This is a genomic window from Pseudomonas chaetocerotis, assembly GCF_015712105.2.
Classification (GTDB): domain Bacteria; phylum Pseudomonadota; class Gammaproteobacteria; order Pseudomonadales; family Pseudomonadaceae; genus Aquipseudomonas; species Aquipseudomonas chaetocerotis.
In genome coordinates this window covers 201,708-218,207 of sequence record NZ_JACFYX020000009.1, presented here as the reverse complement: position 1 = coordinate 218,207, position 16,500 = coordinate 201,708, and the positions used below count along the sequence as shown (strand labels likewise).

General features: G+C 61.9%; 15 protein-coding genes. 8 read left to right on the top strand and 7 right to left on the bottom strand.

The annotated features are described in order from the left end of the window. Position 1 precedes the first annotated feature (1 nt). Complete coding sequence (locus H3221_RS17495; RefSeq protein WP_196475871.1) at positions 2–3,076, top strand: efflux RND transporter permease subunit; 3,075 nt, start codon at positions 2–4, stop codon at positions 3,074–3,076. Between the two features lie 118 nt (positions 3,077–3,194). Here H3221_RS17495 and bfr read toward each other — a convergent pair whose 3' ends face one another. The 3 genes from bfr to H3221_RS17480 all read right to left on the bottom strand — a co-directional run bounded on the left by bfr (position 3,195) and on the right by H3221_RS17480 (position 6,421). Further along, complete coding sequence (gene bfr, locus H3221_RS17490) at positions 3,195–3,665, bottom strand: bacterioferritin (protein ID WP_003462607.1); 471 nt, start codon at positions 3,663–3,665, stop codon at positions 3,195–3,197. Between the two features lie 269 nt (positions 3,666–3,934). Further along, a complete protein-coding gene (gene glpD, locus H3221_RS17485) occupies positions 3,935–5,464 on the bottom strand; it encodes a glycerol-3-phosphate dehydrogenase (protein ID WP_196475870.1) in 1,530 nt (509 codons plus the stop codon). Between the two features lie 198 nt (positions 5,465–5,662). Further along, positions 5,663–6,421 (bottom strand): DeoR/GlpR family DNA-binding transcription regulator, encoded by a 759-nt coding sequence (locus H3221_RS17480; RefSeq protein ID WP_196475869.1) that lies wholly within the window; start codon positions 6,419–6,421, stop codon positions 5,663–5,665. Between the two features lie 98 nt (positions 6,422–6,519). On the opposite strand from H3221_RS17480, the gene ybaK reads away from it, so the two are divergent. From ybaK to H3221_RS17460, 4 genes are all read left to right on the top strand, one after another. After that, on the top strand, positions 6,520–6,990 hold the full coding sequence (ybaK, locus tag H3221_RS17475) for a Cys-tRNA(Pro) deacylase (RefSeq protein WP_196475868.1): 471 nt from the start codon (positions 6,520–6,522) through the stop codon (positions 6,988–6,990). A gap of 83 nt (positions 6,991–7,073) precedes the next feature. Continuing rightward, positions 7,074–8,561 carry a glycerol kinase GlpK gene (gene glpK / locus H3221_RS17470; RefSeq protein ID WP_196475867.1) on the top strand — a complete coding sequence of 496 codons (1,488 nt, stop codon included), beginning with the start codon at positions 7,074–7,076 and terminating at the stop codon, positions 8,559–8,561. Continuing rightward, positions 8,558–9,331, top strand: coding sequence for a substrate-binding periplasmic protein (locus tag H3221_RS17465; protein WP_196475866.1), 774 nt, complete (start codon positions 8,558–8,560; stop codon positions 9,329–9,331). Before glpK ends, H3221_RS17465 begins: the two co-directional genes overlap by 4 nt. Before the next feature lie 97 nt (positions 9,332–9,428). Next, entirely contained in the window at positions 9,429–10,235 is an 807-nt protein-coding gene (locus H3221_RS17460) for a PhzF family phenazine biosynthesis protein (protein WP_196475865.1), read from the top strand. On the opposite strand, the gene H3221_RS17455 is transcribed toward H3221_RS17460, so the two are convergent. Both H3221_RS17455 and argF read right to left on the bottom strand, forming a co-directional pair. Then, positions 10,236–11,342: an ABC transporter ATP-binding protein gene (locus tag H3221_RS17455; RefSeq protein ID WP_196475864.1), complete on the bottom strand. Its 1,107-nt coding sequence runs from the start codon at positions 11,340–11,342 to the stop codon at positions 10,236–10,238. After that, on the bottom strand, positions 11,339–12,259 hold the full coding sequence (gene argF / locus H3221_RS17450) for an ornithine carbamoyltransferase (protein ID WP_196475863.1): 921 nt from the start codon (positions 12,257–12,259) through the stop codon (positions 11,339–11,341). Before argF ends, H3221_RS17455 begins: the two co-directional genes overlap by 4 nt. Positions 12,260–12,598: 339 nt before the next feature. On the opposite strand from argF, the gene H3221_RS17445 reads away from it, so the two are divergent. The 3 genes from H3221_RS17445 to grxD all read left to right on the top strand — a co-directional run bounded on the left by H3221_RS17445 (position 12,599) and on the right by grxD (position 15,838). Further along, positions 12,599–13,030 carry a hypothetical protein gene (locus tag H3221_RS17445; protein ID WP_160019778.1) on the top strand — a complete coding sequence of 144 codons (432 nt, stop codon included), beginning with the start codon at positions 12,599–12,601 and terminating at the stop codon, positions 13,028–13,030. Positions 13,031–13,174: 144 nt separating this feature from the next. Beyond that, entirely contained in the window at positions 13,175–15,283 is a 2,109-nt protein-coding gene (locus H3221_RS17440) for a molybdopterin oxidoreductase family protein (protein ID WP_196475862.1), read from the top strand. A 228-nt stretch (positions 15,284–15,511) separates the two neighbouring features. Next, positions 15,512–15,838, top strand: coding sequence for a Grx4 family monothiol glutaredoxin (gene grxD / locus H3221_RS17435; RefSeq protein ID WP_013716756.1), 327 nt, complete (start codon positions 15,512–15,514; stop codon positions 15,836–15,838). A gap of 89 nt (positions 15,839–15,927) precedes the next feature. On the opposite strand, the gene H3221_RS17430 is transcribed toward grxD, so the two are convergent. Beyond that, entirely contained in the window at positions 15,928–16,266 is a 339-nt protein-coding gene (locus H3221_RS17430) for a YdbL family protein (RefSeq protein WP_196475861.1), read from the bottom strand. Between the two features lie 41 nt (positions 16,267–16,307). Beyond that, positions 16,308–16,499: a YnbE family lipoprotein gene (locus tag H3221_RS17425; protein WP_196475860.1), complete on the bottom strand. Its 192-nt coding sequence runs from the start codon at positions 16,497–16,499 to the stop codon at positions 16,308–16,310. Position 16,500 lies beyond the last annotated feature (1 nt).

The window sequence follows — 16,500 nt, the reverse complement described above, 5'->3', positions numbered from 1 at the left end:
CATGAGCTTCAACCTGTCTGCCTGGGCGCTGCGCCATCGCCAGATCGTCCTTTACATCATGCTGCTGTTCGCCGTGGTTGGTGCGCTGTCCTACACCAAGCTGGGTCAGAGCGAAGACCCGCCGTTCACCTTCAAGGCCATGGTGATTCGCACCAACTGGCCGGGCGCCAGCGCCGAAGAGGTATCGCGCCAGGTCACCGAGCGCATCGAGAAGAAGTTGATGGAGACCGGTGAGTATGACCGTATCACCAGCTTCTCCCGCCCGGGCGAATCGCAGGTCACCTTCATGGCACGCGACTCCATGCGCAGCGCCGAGATTCCCGAGCTGTGGTATCAGGTGCGCAAGAAGATCAGCGACATTCGCCACACATTACCGCCCGGTATTCAGGGGCCGTTCTTCAACGATGAGTTCGGCACCACCTTCGGCAATATCTATGCGCTGACTGGCAACGGTTTCGACTACGCGGTGCTCAAGGACTACGCCGACCGCCTGCAGCTGCAGCTGCAGCGGGTCAAGGATGTGGGCAAGGTCGAACTGGTGGGGCTACAGGACGAGAAAATCTGGATCGAATTGTCCAACACCAAACTGGCGACCCTCGGCCTGCCGTTGTCGGCGGTACAGCAGGCGCTGGAGGCGCAGAATGCGGTCGCGGCTGCCGGCTTCTTCGAGACGCCCAGCGAGCGAATTCAACTACGTGTGACCGGGCGCTTCGAGTCGGTGGAGGAAATTCGCGATTTCCCCATTCGCGTCGCCGATCGTACGTTCCGCATAGCCGACGTGGCCGAGGTCAAGCGCGGCTTCAACGATCCACCCGCGCCGCGCATGCGCTTCATGGGCGAGGACGCCATCGGTATTGCCGTGGCGATGAAGGACGGCGGCGATATTCTGGTGCTGGGCAAGGCGTTGGAGGGTGAGTTCGCCCGCCTGCAACAGACGCTGCCGTTGGGCATGGAGCTGCGCAAGGTGTCGGATCAACCGGCGGCGGTGAAAACTGGCGTGGGCGAGTTCGTCAAGGTGCTGGTGGAGGCGCTGGTGATCGTGCTCGCGGTCAGCTTCTTCTCCCTGGGTGTGCGCACCGGCCTGGTGGTGGCGCTGGTGATTCCGCTGGTGCTGGCGATGACGTTTGCCGCCATGTACTACTTGGGCATCGGCCTGCACAAGATTTCTCTCGGCGCGCTGGTGCTCGGCCTCGGTCTGTTGGTGGACGATGCGATCATCGCGGTGGAGATGATGGCGATCAAGATGGAGCAGGGCTACGACCGCTTCAAAGCCGCCAGTTTCGCCTGGACCAGCACGGCTTTCCCGATGCTCACCGGCACGCTGATCACCGCGGCCGGATTCTTGCCCATCGCCACCGCGCAGTCCGGTACGGGCGAGTACACTCGGTCGATCTTCCAGGTGGTGGCCATTTCACTGATCGCTTCATGGATCGCGGCGGTGATGTTCGTGCCCTATCTGGGCGACAAGCTGCTGCCCGATCTGGCCAAGCTGCACGCGGCCAAACACGGAGGCAGCGCAGGCGGCCATGACCCTTATTCGACGCCGTTCTACCGCCGTGTTCGCGCCACGGTGGAGTGGTGCGTGCGCCGTCGTGGCGTTGTGATCCTGCTGACCATTGCGCTGTTCGTCGCCTCGGTGCTGCTGTTCCGCTTCGTGCCGCAACAGTTCTTCCCGGCCTCCGGGCGCCTGGAGCTGATGGTCGACATCAAGCTGGAGGAGGGCGCCTCGCTGAGCGCTACCGAAGCCGAAGTACATCGCCTGGAGAAGCTGCTCAAGGAGCAGTCCGGCATCGACAACTACGTGGCCTATGTCGGCACCGGCTCCCCGCGTTTCTACCTGCCGCTGGATCAACAATTGCCGGCGGCGAGTTTCGCTCAGTTCGTGGTGCTGGCTTCGAGCATCGAGGAGCGCGAGCGCCTGCGCACTTGGCTGATCCGTGTGATGAACGACGAGTTCCCGACCCTGCGCAGCCGCGTCAGCCGCCTGGAGAACGGGCCGCCAGTGGGTTACCCGATCCAGTTCCGCGTCAGCGGTGAGCATATCGATGAGGTGCGTGCCCTGGCCCGTCAGGTGGCGGACAAGGTGCGCGAGAACCCGCATGTGGTGAACGTGCATCTGGACTGGGAAGAACCGAGCAAGGTCGTGATCCTCAATATTGATCAGGATCGTGCCCGTGCCCTGGGGGTCAATACCGCCGAGCTGTCGCGCTTCCTGCAGGGCTCGCTGTCCGGCACCAGTGTCAGCCAGTACCGTGAGGGCAATGAGCTGATCGAGATTCTTCAGCGCGGTACGCCGCAGGAACGCAAGGCGCTAAGCCTGCTGCCGAGCCTGGCGGTGCCGACCGACAGCGGTCGCAGCGTAGCGCTGTCGCAGGTGGCGACGCTGGAATACGGCTTCGAGGAAGGCATCATCTGGCACCGCAATCGCCTGCCTAACGTCACCGTGCGTGCAGATGTGTATGGCAAGCAGCAGCCGGCCAGTTTGACCCAGCAGATCCTGCCGACGCTTGAGCCGATCCGCGCCGAGCTGCCGGATGGTTATCTGCTGGAGGTGGGCGGTACGGTAGAAGACTCAACTCGCGGGCAGAAGTCGGTGAATGCGGGTGTGCCGCTGTTCATCGTGGTGGTGCTGACGCTTTTGATGCTGCAGCTGAAGAGCTTCTCGCGCTCGGCGATGGTGTTTCTCACCGCACCGCTGGGTTTGATCGGCGTCACCCTGTTCCTGTTGATCTTCCGCCAGCCGTTCGGCTTCGTCGCCATGCTCGGCACCATCGCCCTGGCCGGGATGATCATGCGTAACTCGGTGATTCTGGTCGATCAGATCGAACAGGACATCAGCAGCGGGCTGGATCGCTGGCACGCCGTCATCGAGGCCACGGTGCGCCGCTTCCGCCCCATCGTGCTCACTGCACTGGCAGCGGTGCTGGCGATGATTCCGCTGTCGCGCAGCGTGTTCTTTGGGCCGATGGCGGTGGCCATCATGGGCGGTCTGGTGGTCGCGACGGCGCTGACCCTGCTGTTCCTGCCGGCACTGTATGCAGCGTGGTTCCGGGTCAGGGAGAACGAGGCGCGTTGAGTTGTGGGAGGTGCTTCAGCGGCGACTCGCTATCGCGGCTGAAGCCCTCCCAAAACGTTCGTTGTAGCTATAAAAAACGGGAGCCAGTGGCTCCCGTTTTCCGTCGAGCAGGTCGGACTTATTCGTCCATCTGCGATTGCAGGTAGTTCTGCAGACCGACGGCTTCGATCAGGCTGAGCTGGGTTTCCAGCCAGTCGATGTGATCCTCTTCGGAGCAGAGGATTTCTTCGAGCAGCTCGCGGCTGGCGTAGTCACCGATGCTTTCGCAGTAGGCGATGGCTGCCTTCAGGTCACCGTGTGCCTTGTGCTCGATTTTCAGGTCGCACTCGAGCATTTCCTTGGTGTTTTCACCGATCAGGATCTTGCCCAGGTCCTGCAGGTTGGGAATACCTTCGAGGAAGAGAATGCGCTTGATCAGTTTGTCGGCATGCTTCATCTCGTCGATGGACTCGTGGTACTCGTGTTCGCCGAGTTTCTTCAGGCCCCAATCTTCGTACATGCGCGCATGCAGGAAGTACTGGTTGATGGCGACCAGTTCGTTACCAAGAATCTTGTTCAGGTGTTGAATGACCTTCTTGTCGCCTTTCATGACCGCTCCTGCTGCTTCAATGACCGTGATGACCTCGAATTTTCGGCCTGGTTTTCTCTTATGTCAAACTTAAGTAGTTGAAACATAAGTAAAAATAAAACTGAATAAGAATGTTTTTATTCCGCATCACGGCGCCAAGTTATTGAATCAATGTAATAAAAAAGTTACTGAAAGTTCTGCGCTGACTGAAATGGATAAGTGACGTCGATATTTTATTTTTTCGTGCCCATAAAAAAGCCCCGCCAGGCGGGGCATGGGGCACGCAGAATTCAGGCGGCGTGAGCCGAATGCGGGTCGCGGCTGTTCAGGTAGTCCTGCAGTCGGGCCTGTTGCACCGGGGTCATGAACAGGCCCAGTTTGCTGCGCCGCCAGAGAATGTCGGCACTGCTGCGCGCCCATTCTTCACGGCGCAGGTATTCCACTTCACGGGTGTAAAGCCCGGCACCGAGATGTTCGCCGAGGTCGGTAAGGTTGTGTACGCCATCGAGCAGGCGCCAGGTACGGCTGCCATAGCTGGTGGCCCAGCGTCTGGCCAGGCTGGTGGGCAGCCAGCCATAGCGTTCGCAGAGCGCTTCGACCAGAGCGCTCTGGCCTTGTAGAACCTCGCCACCGGGGAGCGGGGCGGTGGCTGTCCAGCTCGGGCCCAGGTTGGTGAAATGCGCGGCCAGTTCCTGCATGGCGGACTCGGCCAGCTTGCGATAGGTGGTCAGCTTGCCGCCGAACACCGAAAGCAGTGGCGCTTCGCCCGGCGCACCGGAGAGCGACAGGGTGTAGTCGCGGGTAATGGCCGACGGCTCATCGGATTCGTCATCGCACAGCGGTCGCACGCCCGCGAAGCTGTGCAGCACATCGTCGCGGCTGAGCTGTTGCGTGAAGTGATCGTTGACCACCTTGAGCAGATAGTCGGTTTCCTCGGCGGTTATCGTCACCTGTGCGGGGTCGCCCTGATATTCGCGGTCAGTGGTGCCGATCAGGGTGAAGCGCTCCAGATAAGGAATGGCGAAGACGATGCGACGGTCTTCGTTCTGCAGGATGTAGGCCTGCTCACCGTCATACAGACGCGGCACGACGATGTGGCTACCCTGGATCAGGCGAATGCCGTACGGCGATTGCTGCTTGAGGTCTTCACGGATGAAGCGCGCGACCCAGGGGCCAGCGGCGTTGACCAGGGCGCGGGCGCGAATGGACAGCAGGCTGCCGTCGCTGCGCTCCAGATGGATATGCCACAGGCCCTTGCTGCGTCGGGCGCTGACGCAGCGGGTGCGCGGGTGAATATGCGCGCCTTTCTCCCGTGCGGCCATGGCATTGAGCACCACCAGGCGAGCATCGTCGACCCAGCAGTCGGAATACTCGAAACCGCGGCTGATCTCTGCTTTCAACGGGCTGCCGGCGCCGAAGCGCAGGCCACGCGAAGCCGGCAGGCGCTCGCGCTTGCCCAGGTGGTCATAGAGGAACAGGCCGGCGCGGATCATCCAGGCCGGGCGTAAGTGCGGGCGGTGCGGCAGAACGAAGCGCATCGGTTTGACGATATGCGGCGCCTTGGCCAGCAGCACTTCACGCTCGGCCAGCGCCTCACGTACCAGGCGAAATTCGTGGTGCTCCAGATAGCGCAGACCGCCGTGGATCAGCTTGCTGCTGGCAGAGGAAGTGTGGCTGGCCAGGTCGTCCTTTTCGCAAAGGAACACGGACAAGCCACGACCGGCTGCATCGGCGGCGATACCCACACCATTGATACCACCGCCAACGACGGCGAGGTCATAGACTTCCGCAACGGGGCTGGCGAACTGGTCATGGGGCATGTGGCACGCTCGGCTATTGGATTCGAATGCGTTTATGTTCACTTTCGAAAATATGCTAGACGAAAATGCGCAGTTTCGCTAGCCCGGCGCGCTGGGCGGTCATGCACAAAGGGGATCAGTCGTAGGGCGGGTGTAACCCGCCATCGGCATGTTGGCGGGTTTCACCCGCCCTACGTGAGTACCTGCTAACCGCGCTGATCAGACCAGGTCGAGCTGGACCTTGTGGCTGTGCAGCAGGCGGATGATGGCTGCAGAAGGCGCGCTATCGGTGAAGACGCGGTCGACCAGCGCGATTGAGCCCAGGCGCACCACCGCGTTGCGGCCGAACTTGCTGGAGTCGGCTGCAAGCAGAACCTGCCGAGCGTTGTCGATGATGGCCTGGGAAACCCGCACTTCCTGATAGTCGAAATCGAGCAGGCTGCCATCGTCGTCGATACCGCTGATGCCGACGATGGCGTAATCGACCTTGAACTGCTGGATGAAATCCACCGCGGCCTGACCGACGATGCCGCCGTCGCTGCGCACCGTACCGCCGGCTACCAACACTTCGAAGTCGGCCTTGGCGCTGAGCTGGGCGGCGACGTGCAGGTTGTTGGTGATGACCTTCAGGCCCTTGTGGTTCTGCAGTTCGCGGGCGATGGCCTCGGTGGTCGTGCCGATGTTGATGAACAGCGAGGCGTTATCCGGGATCTGTGCCGCCACGGCTTCAGCGATACGCTGTTTTTCCTCGCGCATCTGCCCGGCGCGCATGCCGTAGGCGGTGTTCTGAATGCTCGACGATTCGCACGCCGCGCCACCATGGGTGCGGCGCAACAGACCGTGCTCGGCCAACTGGTTGATATCGCGGCGAATGGTCTGTGGGGTAACGGCGAACGCTTGAGCCAGCTCGTCGATGCTGACGTAGCCGCGTTCGCGGGCGAGGTTGAGGATGTCGTGCTGGCGGGGAGCGAGATTCATGAGCGCTTCCTGTGAGGGTCACCCATTATAGGCTGTAGATACGGAGGATTTCGGCCTGTTAATGTAGGGTATCTTTCACAGCGTTTTCACATTCGAACATGACTCCAGCAATCGATCTGTTGAAGAAGGCCAAGGCCGAACACCGTGTGCATAGCTATCAGCATGACCCCAAGGCGCCGTCTTATGGGCTGGAAGCGGCGGAAAAGCTCGGTCTGGCGACCGAGTGCGTGTTCAAGACCCTGCTCGCGGCGTCCGAGAAAGGCGAACTGCTGGTGGCGGTGGTGCCGGTGGTCGGCAGTCTCGATCTCAAGGCGCTGGCCGCAGCGGCCGGTGTCAAGAAAGCCGATATGGCCGACCCGACCGCCGCGCAGCGCGCCACGGGTTATCTGGTCGGCGGCATCAGCCCGTTGGGGCAGAAGAAGCGCTTACGCACGTTTATCGACGAATCGGCACGTCAGCACCCAACCATTCACGTCAGCGGCGGCCGGCGCGGGCTGGAACTGGAACTCTCGGCCGAGACCCTGGCCCAGCATACCCAGGGACAGTTCGCCGCTATCGGCAAAGCCTGAACCGCGCAGTATGCTGCCAGTAAAAACAAGCCACTCTGCGGTCAACAGCAGCGAACGTTACCGATAACAACAAGGAATCTTGCATGACCCAATACCTGCTAGCCATTGACCAGGGTACCACCAGCTCCCGTGCCATCATCTTCAGTGCCCAGGGATTGCCGGTTGCGCGTGCCCAGCAGGAGTTCAAGCAGTATTTTCCGCAGGATGGCTGGGTCGAGCACGATGGACAGGAAATCTGGCTGTCCACGCTCAAGGTTTGCCGCGATGCGATTGCCAGCAGTGGCTTGCAGCCGGAAGCGATCGCCGCCATCGGTATCACCAATCAGCGCGAAACCACCCTGGTGTGGGATGCCGTCAGCGGCACGCCGATCCATCCGGCCATCGTCTGGCAGGATCGCCGTACCGCAGACTACTGCGCCGGGCTCAAGGATCAAGGACATGAGGCGATGGTCTCGGCCAAGACCGGCCTGCTGATCGACCCCTATTTCTCTGCCACCAAGCTGCGCTGGATCCTGGAGAGCGTACCCGGCGCCCGTGAGCGGGCCGAGCGCGGCGAGCTGCGTTTCGGCACCGTCGACAGCTTCCTGTTGTGGCGCCTGACCGATGGCAAGGTGCATCGCACCGACGCCAGCAATGCCTCGCGCACGCTGATGTTCAATATCCATACCCAGCAGTGGGACGAGGAGCTGCTCAAGCTGTTCGAAATCCCCGCCAGCCTGCTGCCCGAAGTGCTCGATTGCGCTGCCGAGTTCGGTCACACCGACAGCGAACTGCTCGGCGCCAGCATCCCGGTGTTGGGTATGGCGGGCGACCAGCAGGCAGCCTTGATCGGCCAGGCCTGCTTCGAGCCGGGTATGGTCAAGAGTACCTACGGCACCGGCTGCTTCATGATCCAGAACACTGGCGATCAGCCGGTGAGCTCGAAGAATCGCCTGCTGACCACGGTCGGCTACCGCCTCGATGGCAAGGTCACCTATGCGGTGGAGGGCAGCATCTTCGTCGCTGGCGCGGCGGTGCAGTGGCTGCGTGACGGTATCAAGCTGATCAGCCATGCGCGCGAGAGCGAGGCGTTGGCCGAAGCGACCGGCGAAGCCTGCGGCGTCTATCTGGTACCGGCTTTCACCGGCCTGGGCGCGCCGTATTGGGACCCCAAGGCACGTGGTGCCATCTTCGGCCTGACCCGCGACACCGGGATCAAGGAGATCGTCACCGCCGGTCTGCAATCGGTGTGCTACCAGACTCGCGACCTGCTCGAAGCCATGCGCCAGGATGGTGCTGCGGCGCCCAGCGCGCTGCGTGTCGACGGCGGCATGGTGGAGAACAACTGGGTCATGCAGTTTCTCGCCGACATCCTCGGCGTCAGCGTCGAGCGTCCCGAGGTCACCGAGACTACTGCGCTCGGCGTCGCCTACCTGGCGGGGCTTAAGCTCGGCCTGTATCAGGACCTCAACACCATCGCCAGCCACTGGCATCGGCAGCAGCGTTTCGAGCCGCGAATGAACGAGGCGCATCGCGAGCGTCTCTATGCCGGTTGGCTGGATGCGGTGAAACGGGTGCGCAGCGAAGCGTGAAGCGGCACGCTCTGTGGCGACGCAGCGGCGCTTGCGTGTTGCTGTTGCTGCTGCTTGGCAGTGGGTTGGCACGGGCCGAGAAACTGGTGATCGCCGGTGATCTGTGGTGCCCGATCAACTGTGCCGCTGATGCCGAGCAAAGCGGCATTTTTGTCGAGCTGGCCGAGCAGATATTTGCCGAGTCCGGCATCGAGGTGGAGTACCGCGTCATCAACTGGGCGCGTGCGGTGCACGATACCCGGCGCGGCAAGCTGGGGGCGTTGATCGGCGCCGGGGTGCAGGATGCGCCGGACTTCATCTTCACGCCCACGGCTCCCGGTGTGTCGCGCATGTGCTTCTACGCTCTGCGCGGCGGAACCTGGCGTTACCAGGGGCTGAAGTCGTTGCAGGCCGTACGTCTTGGCGCGATCAACGGCTACAGCTATGGCGCCGAACTCGATCTGTATCTGCGCGAGCACCATGACCTGGCTCGGGTGCAACTGATGACTGGCGACCGCGCGCTGCAGAGCAATTTGCGCAAGCTGCGTCACGATCGCATCGATGTGTTGGTAGAAAATGCCTGGGTGATGCAGGCGTTGCTCGGTGAACACTATCTGCACGGCGATGTCGTCGAAGTGGGTTGCCGTCAGCCAGATATACCCATCTACCTGGCATTCGCCCCAGGGCTGGCTGATAGCGCGCGTTATGCACGGCTGTTCGAGCAGGGGCTGCTGCGCTTTCGCGAGGACGGGCGCATGGACGAACTGTTACGGCGTTACGGCCTCCGTTGAGCCTTACTGTTCGGGGAAAATACAGACCGTCTGTACGTGGTTCGGCTTCGGTTAACTGGGCATGCTCTGCTTTCACAACTATGGCCAGGAACGCCCCATGTCCCTCGAATTTCACCAGATCGACGCCTTCACCGATCAGCCCTTCGCCGGTAACCCTGCCATTGTCTATCGCCTTGACCGCTGGCTCGATGAGGCGCTGATGCAGCGCATCGCCGCCGAGCACAATCTGGCGGAGACGGCATTCGTGGTGAAGGAGGGCAGGGCCTGGCATATCCGCTGGTTTACCCCGGTCAGCGAGGTACCGCTCTGCGGACATGCCACCCTGGCTGCGGCCAAGGTGCTGTTCGACGTCTATCGGGAACCGGCCGAGGTGCTGGATTTCAACTGCTTGTCCGGAGCGCTGCAGGTCACCCGGCAGGGCGATCGTCTGGAGCTGGATTTCCCGGTGCGGCGCGTGGAATTGGTGGTGCAGCCTCTACACGATCAGGCCGAATGTGCGCTGGAGCGCCAGGTCGAGCAGGTGCTGGCACTGCGCAACGGCGATGGCAGCGTGCAGGAGCTGATGGTGGTGCTGGGCTCCGAGGCCGAGCTTCGCGAGCTGAAGCCCAATCTGCCGGCGCTGGCCACCCTGCCTGGGCTCGGTGTGTTGGTGACTGCCGGCGGGCAAAAGCACGACTTTGTCTCGCGCTACTTCGCGCCGAGCATTGGTATCGATGAAGACCCGGTGACCGGCTCGACGCACTGCATGCTGGTGCCGTACTGGGCCGAGCGTCTGGGGCGTACCACGCTGAGTGCCTTCCAGTGTTCGGCGCGCGGTGGTGAGCTGCTCTGTCGTCTGGAGGGCGAACGGGTGAGGATCGCTGGCCACGCGCGGCATATCGCCAGCGGCCAGCTGATGCTCTGATCAGTTGCTGCTGACCCGGCGCACGCCACTTGATTCGCTCAGCTGCAATTGTGCGGCGACGCTGCCGAGAGCCGGAAAGGCCACCAGATGATCGGCGGCGACGCGGATGCCCACTTCGTCGCCCGGCTGGTGGTCGGCATGGCTGGGGAAGATCGATTCCAACTGGCTGCCGGTCGGCAGTTGCAGGCGGTAGAGCGTCGCAGCGCCGAGGAAGGTCTTGCCAACGATGCGCGCCTTCAGCTCGCTGCGCTCGTCCGGGACAATGTCGTCCGGGCGCAGCAAGACGTCCACCGCACTACCCTGAGCCCAGGTATAGGCACGGTTGCCGCGGATCATGCCGAGTTCGGTCTGCACCGTTTCCGGGCCGAGCAACTGGCCGCGAATGAAGTAACCCTGGCCGATGAAGCTGGCGACGAAAGGCGTCAGCGGCTCGTGATAGAGGTTGAACGGTGTGTCCCACTGCTCCAGACGACCCGCGTTGAACACGCCGACGTGGTCGCTGACGGCGAAGGCTTCTTCCTGATCGTGAGTGACCAGGATGGCGCTGGTGCCACGTGCCTTGAGAATTTCTCGTACTTCATGGCTCAGACGCCTGCGCAGTTCGCCATCGAGGTTGGAGAAGGGTTCGTCGAGTAGCAGCAATTTCGGTTCCGGCGCCAGAGCGCGGGCCAGGGCGACGCGCTGCTGCTGACCACCGGACAGCTCGTGCGGGTAGCGTTTGGCCAGGTTACCGAGTTTGACCAGCTCCAGCAGCTCTTGAGTGGCGCGCTCGGCGTTGGGCTGTTTGCGGATACCGAAGGCGACGTTCTCCGCCACGCTCAGGTGGGGGAACAGGGCGTAATCCTGAAACACCATGCCGATATGGCGTTTCTCCGGCGCCAGGGTAAAACCGGCGCGGGAAATCACTTCACCTGCCAGTTCGATCTCGCCTTCCAGGATCGGCTCGAAACCTGCAATGGCGCGCAGTGTGGTGGTCTTGCCGCAACCCGATGGGCCGAGCAGGCAACCGATATCACCAGCGTTGAGGTGCAGGTCGAGATCCTGCACCACCTTGTGCGCGTGGTAGCCGCAGTTCAGTCCGCGTAGCTGCAGCAGGGGCTGGCTCATGCGTGGTGGTACGCCGGCTCGACTAGCATCTCCAGCAGCGCCTTCTGGGCGTGCAGGCGGTTCTCGGCTTGATCCCATGCCACTGAGCGCGGGTCGTCGAGCAGGTCGAAGCTGATTTCTTCGCCACGGTGCGCCGGCAGGCAGTGCATGAACAGCACGTCTTCGGCGGCGGTGTCGAGCAGCTCGCGGGTGACCTGGTAAGGACGGAACAACGCCATGCGCTGCTCGGCTTCGTCTTCCTGACCCATGGAGGCCCACACGTCGGTGCTGACCAGGTGGGCGCCGGCCACGGCTTGGCGCGGGTCGCGCACGACCTGCACACGCTCGCCGGCCAGAGCGAGGAAGCGCGCGTCCGGCTCGTAGCCGGCAGGACAGGCGACCTTCAGCTGGAAGTCGAACTGCATCGCCGCTTCGATGTAGGAGTTGCACATATTGTTGCCATCGCCGATCCAGGCCACCGTCTTGCCGGCGATGCTGCCGCGGTGTTCGAGGAAGGTCTGCATGTCGGCCAGCAACTGGCAGGGGTGCAGGTCGTCGGACAGGCCGTTGATGACTGGCACCCTCGACTTGGCGGCGAACTCGGTAAGGTTACTGTGGGCGAAGGTGCGAATCATCACCGCGTCGAGCATGCTCGACATGACGATGGCAGCATCGCCGATCGGCTCGCCACGACCCAGTTGGGTGTCGCGCGGCGAGAGGAAGATGGCCTGGCCGCCGAGCTGGATCATGCCGGCTTCGAAGGACAGGCGGGTGCGCGTCGAGGCCTTCTCGAAGATCATGCCCAGTACGCGATTCTTCAGCGGCTCGAAGAGTACGCCACGGTTGCGCAGATTCTTCAGCTCGATGCCTCGGCGGATCAGTCCCACCAGTTCGTCCGGTGTGTAATCCATCATCGAGAGAAAGTGTCTGACGCTCATCGTTAACTACCTTTATCACTACAGTTCGCAAGCCCGCAGTCGGGGATAAAACCGACAAAAACAGCAGAACTTGCGGCAGGAGGCCGCAGGGTGCGACGAAACAGGGGAAGGCGCGATCTTATAAGGAAATGACGAGACGGCGCAAATTGCCGCCCGCAGGCTTGCTTGATCCTGTTTTGTAAGCCTTTTCCCAATTCGGCGTAAGCGATGTCATAAAACTGAAATTATAGATTGCGCCGCTCTAGAATGGGCCTCTAGGATACCGCCGCCTTTCCGAGGCAATGCATTGCCCCCCGCAATGGGGGACATCCATGGAATATCTGTGCAAAGGAGTTTTGCATGAAACACGTAGCCTATGCTGCCACCTTGTCCGCCCTGGTCCTGCTGACTGGCTGTGCCAGCCAGAACGTCAGCCAGCCGACCGCACCACTGAATGGTGCCGTTAAAACCAACCTGAAAGCCGACGTGAAAGTAGGCGAATCCATCTCTGGCCAATCTTCGGTGAACATCCTGTTCGGTGTGTTCAAGCTCGGTGGTGATACTCAGTTCGCCGACGGCGTGACGTACGGTGGTGGTGAAGGTGGTTTCGCGCTGGGTCTCGACCCGGTTGCTTCTGCCAAGTCCGCAGCTGCTTACAAGGCTGTCAAGGCTTCGGGCGCCGACCTGATCGTCGCCCCGCGTTACGAAGTTAACGTTCAAGATTACTTCGTATACAAAACCGTTAACGTCAGCGTTACCGGCAAGAAAGGCACCGTTACCTCCATCCGTTGAACGGATCGGTAATTGCCTGAATCGGCAGGCTTGATGCCTGCCGATTCATGAGACGAACGCTGCTGGCGTCGCTCCCGCGCTCGGCCCATAGTTCAAGACCCGCGACCTGACCGGTCGTCTCGGATCAGAACAAGAGGCCAGGCCATGACCAAGTCCCTCCATTACCGTGCGTGTCATCTGTGCGAAGCCATCTGTGGACTCGCCATCGAAACCGAAACCCAGGCAGACGGCGCAACGCAGATTCGCTCGATCAAGGGCGATGCCCAGGACAGTTTCAGCCGCGGCCATATCTGCCCCAAGGCTGTGGCGCTGCAGGATATTCAGAATGACCCGGATCGCATTCGCCAGCCCATGCGCCGCGTTGGTGAGCAGTGGCAGGCCATCGGTTGGGACGAAGCTTTTGCTCTGGTGGCAGAGCGCCTGAGCACAATCCAGGCGGCACATGGGCAGAACGCCGTGGCGGTCTATCAGGGCAATCCCAGTGTGCACAACTACGGGCTGATGACCCACAGCAACTACTTTCTCGGCCTGCTGAAAACCCGCAATCGGTTTTCCGCCACGTCGGTTGACCAGTTGCCGCACCACCTGACCAGCCACCTGATGTATGGCCACGGCCTGCTGATTCCGATTCCCGACATCGATCACACTGACTTCATGTTGATCTTGGGCGGCAACCCGCTGGCTTCCAACGGCAGCATCATGACTGTGCCCGATGTGGAGAAGCGCCTGAAGGCCATCCAGGCACGTGGCGGCAGGTTGGTGGTGGTCGACCCACGGCGCAGCGAGACCGCGGCCATCGCTGATCAGCATCTGTTCGTGCGCCCCGGCAGCGATGCGGCGCTGCTGCTGGCGCTGCTCAACACCCTGTTCGAGGAAGGCCTGACGCGTGACAGCCATCTGCCGGTGGAAGGGCTGGAGCAGGTACGCGAGGCGATAGCCGGCTTCGATGCCGAAACCATGAGCGCGCGCTGTGGAGTGCCGGCCGAAACCATTCGGCAACTGGCGCGGGATTTCGCCGCAGCGAACAAGGCGGTGTGTTACGGCCGCATGGGGGTTTCCACACAGGCGTTCGGTACGCTGTGTCAGTGGCTGGTGCAGGTGATCAACCTGGTGACCGGCAACCTCGATCGCAGTGGCGGCGTGCTCTGCACGACGCCGGCGGTGGATCTGGTGGCGAGCACCTCCGGCGGGCATTTCAACCGCTGGCAGAGCCGGGTTTCCGGCCTGCCGGAATACGGCGGCGAGTTGCCGGTCTCGGTACTGGCCGAAGAGATGCTCACCCCCGGCGAAGGGCAGGTCCGCGCGCTGGTCACGGTGGCCGGCAACCCGGTGCTGTCCACGCCCAATGGGCGTCAGCTGGAACAGGCGCTGGACGGTCTGGAGTTCATGCTTTCGGTGGATTTCTACATCAATGAGACCACCCGTTATGCCGACCTGATCCTGCCGCCCACCGCGCCGCTGGAGCACGATCACTACGACACCACCTTCAATGTGTTCGCCGTGCGTAACGTCACCCGTTTCAACGAGGCAGTCTTGGCCAGGCCGGAGGGCGCACTGCACGACTGGGAAATCTTCGTCGGTCTGGCCAAGGCCTTCGCCGCGCGTAATGGCCTCGAGTTGAAACCGACCATGGCGCCTGAGCAGATGATCGACATGGGCCTGCGTTTCGGCCCCTACGGTGATGGTAGCGAGCGCAAACTCAGCCTGGCGGCCTTGCGCGAGCATCCGCATGGGCTCGACCTGGGGCCCTTGCAGCCGAATCTTGCTGCGCGCCTGAAAACGCCGAGCAAGGCGGTGCAGGTCGCGCCCGGGCTGCTGCTGGCCGATCTGGCGCGCTTTGCCGATCAGCAGCAGCCGGCTGCCCATGAGTTGTTGCTGATCGGCCGTCGTCACGTGCGCAGCAATAACTCCTGGATGCACAACTATCACCGCCTGGTGAAGGGCAAGCCGCGTCATCAGTTGCTGATGAACCCGGCTGATCTGGCCAGCCGTGGTTTGACCGATGGCCAGCGTGTGCAGGTGCGCTCGCGGGTGGGTAGTATCGAGGTGGAAGTGGCGGCCAGCGATGAGGTGATGGCTGGCGTGGTCAGCCTGCCGCATGGTTGGGGCCACGCTCGACCCGGTGTGCAGATGGATATCGCCCGTTCGCAGCCGGGTGCCAGCGCCAATGACCTGACCGACGAGCGTCAGCTCGATGCGCTGTCCGGCAATGCGGTGCTTAATGGTGTGCCGGTGGAGGTGGTCGCTGCGTAACGACCTGCTGCGCGTCGGCCCTGCTGCGTTAAAAACAGGCTCGGACTGCTCATTTACAACTTGTAAACTCCGCGTCCTCGCCTGTTTTTGCCTTGCATGGCTCTAGCTCGCTAGGTCGTAAACAGTTCTAGGGATGCTCGGCAAGGCCGAGCATTATGCTCGGCTTTTCGCTACAATCGCGCCACCGTGGCGACCGTTGGGTCGCGAAGTCTATGCTGAGGTGCCCCCATGGATATCATCGAAACCATCAAAGAGCAGATCGCCAACAACACCGTTCTGCTGTACATGAAAGGCTCGCCTAATGCGCCGCAGTGTGGCTTCTCCGCCCGTGCTGCCCAAGTGGTGATGGGTTGCGGCGAGAAGTTCGCCTACGTCGACATCCTGCAGAATCCGGAAATCCGTGCCAACCTGCCGAAGTACGCCAATTGGCCGACCTTCCCGCAGCTGTGGGTCGGCGGTGAGCTGGTCGGCGGTAGCGACATCCTCACCGAGATGTACGAGAAGGGCGAGCTGCAGACCCTGATCAAGGATGCCGTGAGCAAAGCCGGCGCCTGATCACTGCGCTTGCACAGCAAAGAACCCGCCTAGGCGGGTTCTTTCGTTTCTACAGGGCGCTGCGCGCTCCCGGTGCGTGAGCGTGGCCGCTACTTCTGCAGCCACTGGCCGTTCAACTGGATGAACTGCCCCTTGGGCGTGCGTTCGATGGCCTTCTTGCCGGCGATGGCTTCCACGTCGTTCAGGCTGATGCCATTGTCCTGCGCCACCTTCTGATACTCGGCGCGACGCGCCTGGTTTATCAGGCGGGCGATTTCATCGGCTTGGCCGCCGGGTTTGATCACGCCCAGGTAGCCATTGGGTTGTTCGCCCAACTGGCCGCTGGCCTTGGCATCGCCGAGGGCGCTCATGGCCTGGTTGAGGTTCAGTGCGTAGGCCGGCAGGCTGAGGGTCAGCGCCAGCAGCAGGGTCGAAATGTATCGAATCATCGTCTCTCTCCATAGAACCTGTTCATACCGACATGGCGGTCTCAAAACAGACCACTGTCTTCGTTGAATACGCTGTCCAGAGCCTTGTCCACCTTGATGTAGATTTCGTGCTCGACCTTGACGTTCAGGTTGATGTTGATCGGTTCGTTCGGCATCGCCAGTTGTACCGTCGGGGTACAGGCCTGGCACAGCAGCCCCAGGCTCAGGACTGTGAGGAGGCGGTACGTGCGCATG

Excerpts from the sequence above, each read along its gene's own strand:
- H3221_RS17495 (WP_196475871.1), top strand. The coding sequence starts at position 2 with ATGAGCTTCAACCTGTCTGCCTGGGCGCTGCGCCATCGCCAGATCGTC.
- bfr (WP_003462607.1), bottom strand. The coding sequence starts at position 3,665 with ATGAAAGGCGACAAGAAGGTCATTCAACACCTGAACAAGATTCTTGGT.
- glpD (WP_196475870.1), bottom strand. The coding sequence starts at position 5,464 with ATGCCCCATGACCAGTTCGCCAGCCCCGTTGCGGAAGTCTATGACCTC.
- H3221_RS17480 (WP_196475869.1), bottom strand. The coding sequence starts at position 6,421 with ATGAATCTCGCTCCCCGCCAGCACGACATCCTCAACCTCGCCCGCGAA.
- ybaK (WP_196475868.1), top strand. The coding sequence starts at position 6,520 with ATGACTCCAGCAATCGATCTGTTGAAGAAGGCCAAGGCCGAACACCGT.
- glpK (WP_196475867.1), top strand. The coding sequence starts at position 7,074 with ATGACCCAATACCTGCTAGCCATTGACCAGGGTACCACCAGCTCCCGT.
- H3221_RS17460 (WP_196475865.1), top strand. The coding sequence starts at position 9,429 with ATGTCCCTCGAATTTCACCAGATCGACGCCTTCACCGATCAGCCCTTC.
- H3221_RS17455 (WP_196475864.1), bottom strand. The coding sequence starts at position 11,342 with ATGAGCCAGCCCCTGCTGCAGCTACGCGGACTGAACTGCGGCTACCAC.
- argF (WP_196475863.1), bottom strand. The coding sequence starts at position 12,259 with ATGAGCGTCAGACACTTTCTCTCGATGATGGATTACACACCGGACGAA.
- H3221_RS17445 (WP_160019778.1), top strand. The coding sequence starts at position 12,599 with ATGAAACACGTAGCCTATGCTGCCACCTTGTCCGCCCTGGTCCTGCTG.
- H3221_RS17440 (WP_196475862.1), top strand. The coding sequence starts at position 13,175 with ATGACCAAGTCCCTCCATTACCGTGCGTGTCATCTGTGCGAAGCCATC.
- grxD (WP_013716756.1), top strand. The coding sequence starts at position 15,512 with ATGGATATCATCGAAACCATCAAAGAGCAGATCGCCAACAACACCGTT.
- H3221_RS17430 (WP_196475861.1), bottom strand. The coding sequence starts at position 16,266 with ATGATTCGATACATTTCGACCCTGCTGCTGGCGCTGACCCTCAGCCTG.
- H3221_RS17425 (WP_196475860.1), bottom strand. The coding sequence starts at position 16,499 with ATGCGCACGTACCGCCTCCTCACAGTCCTGAGCCTGGGGCTGCTGTGC.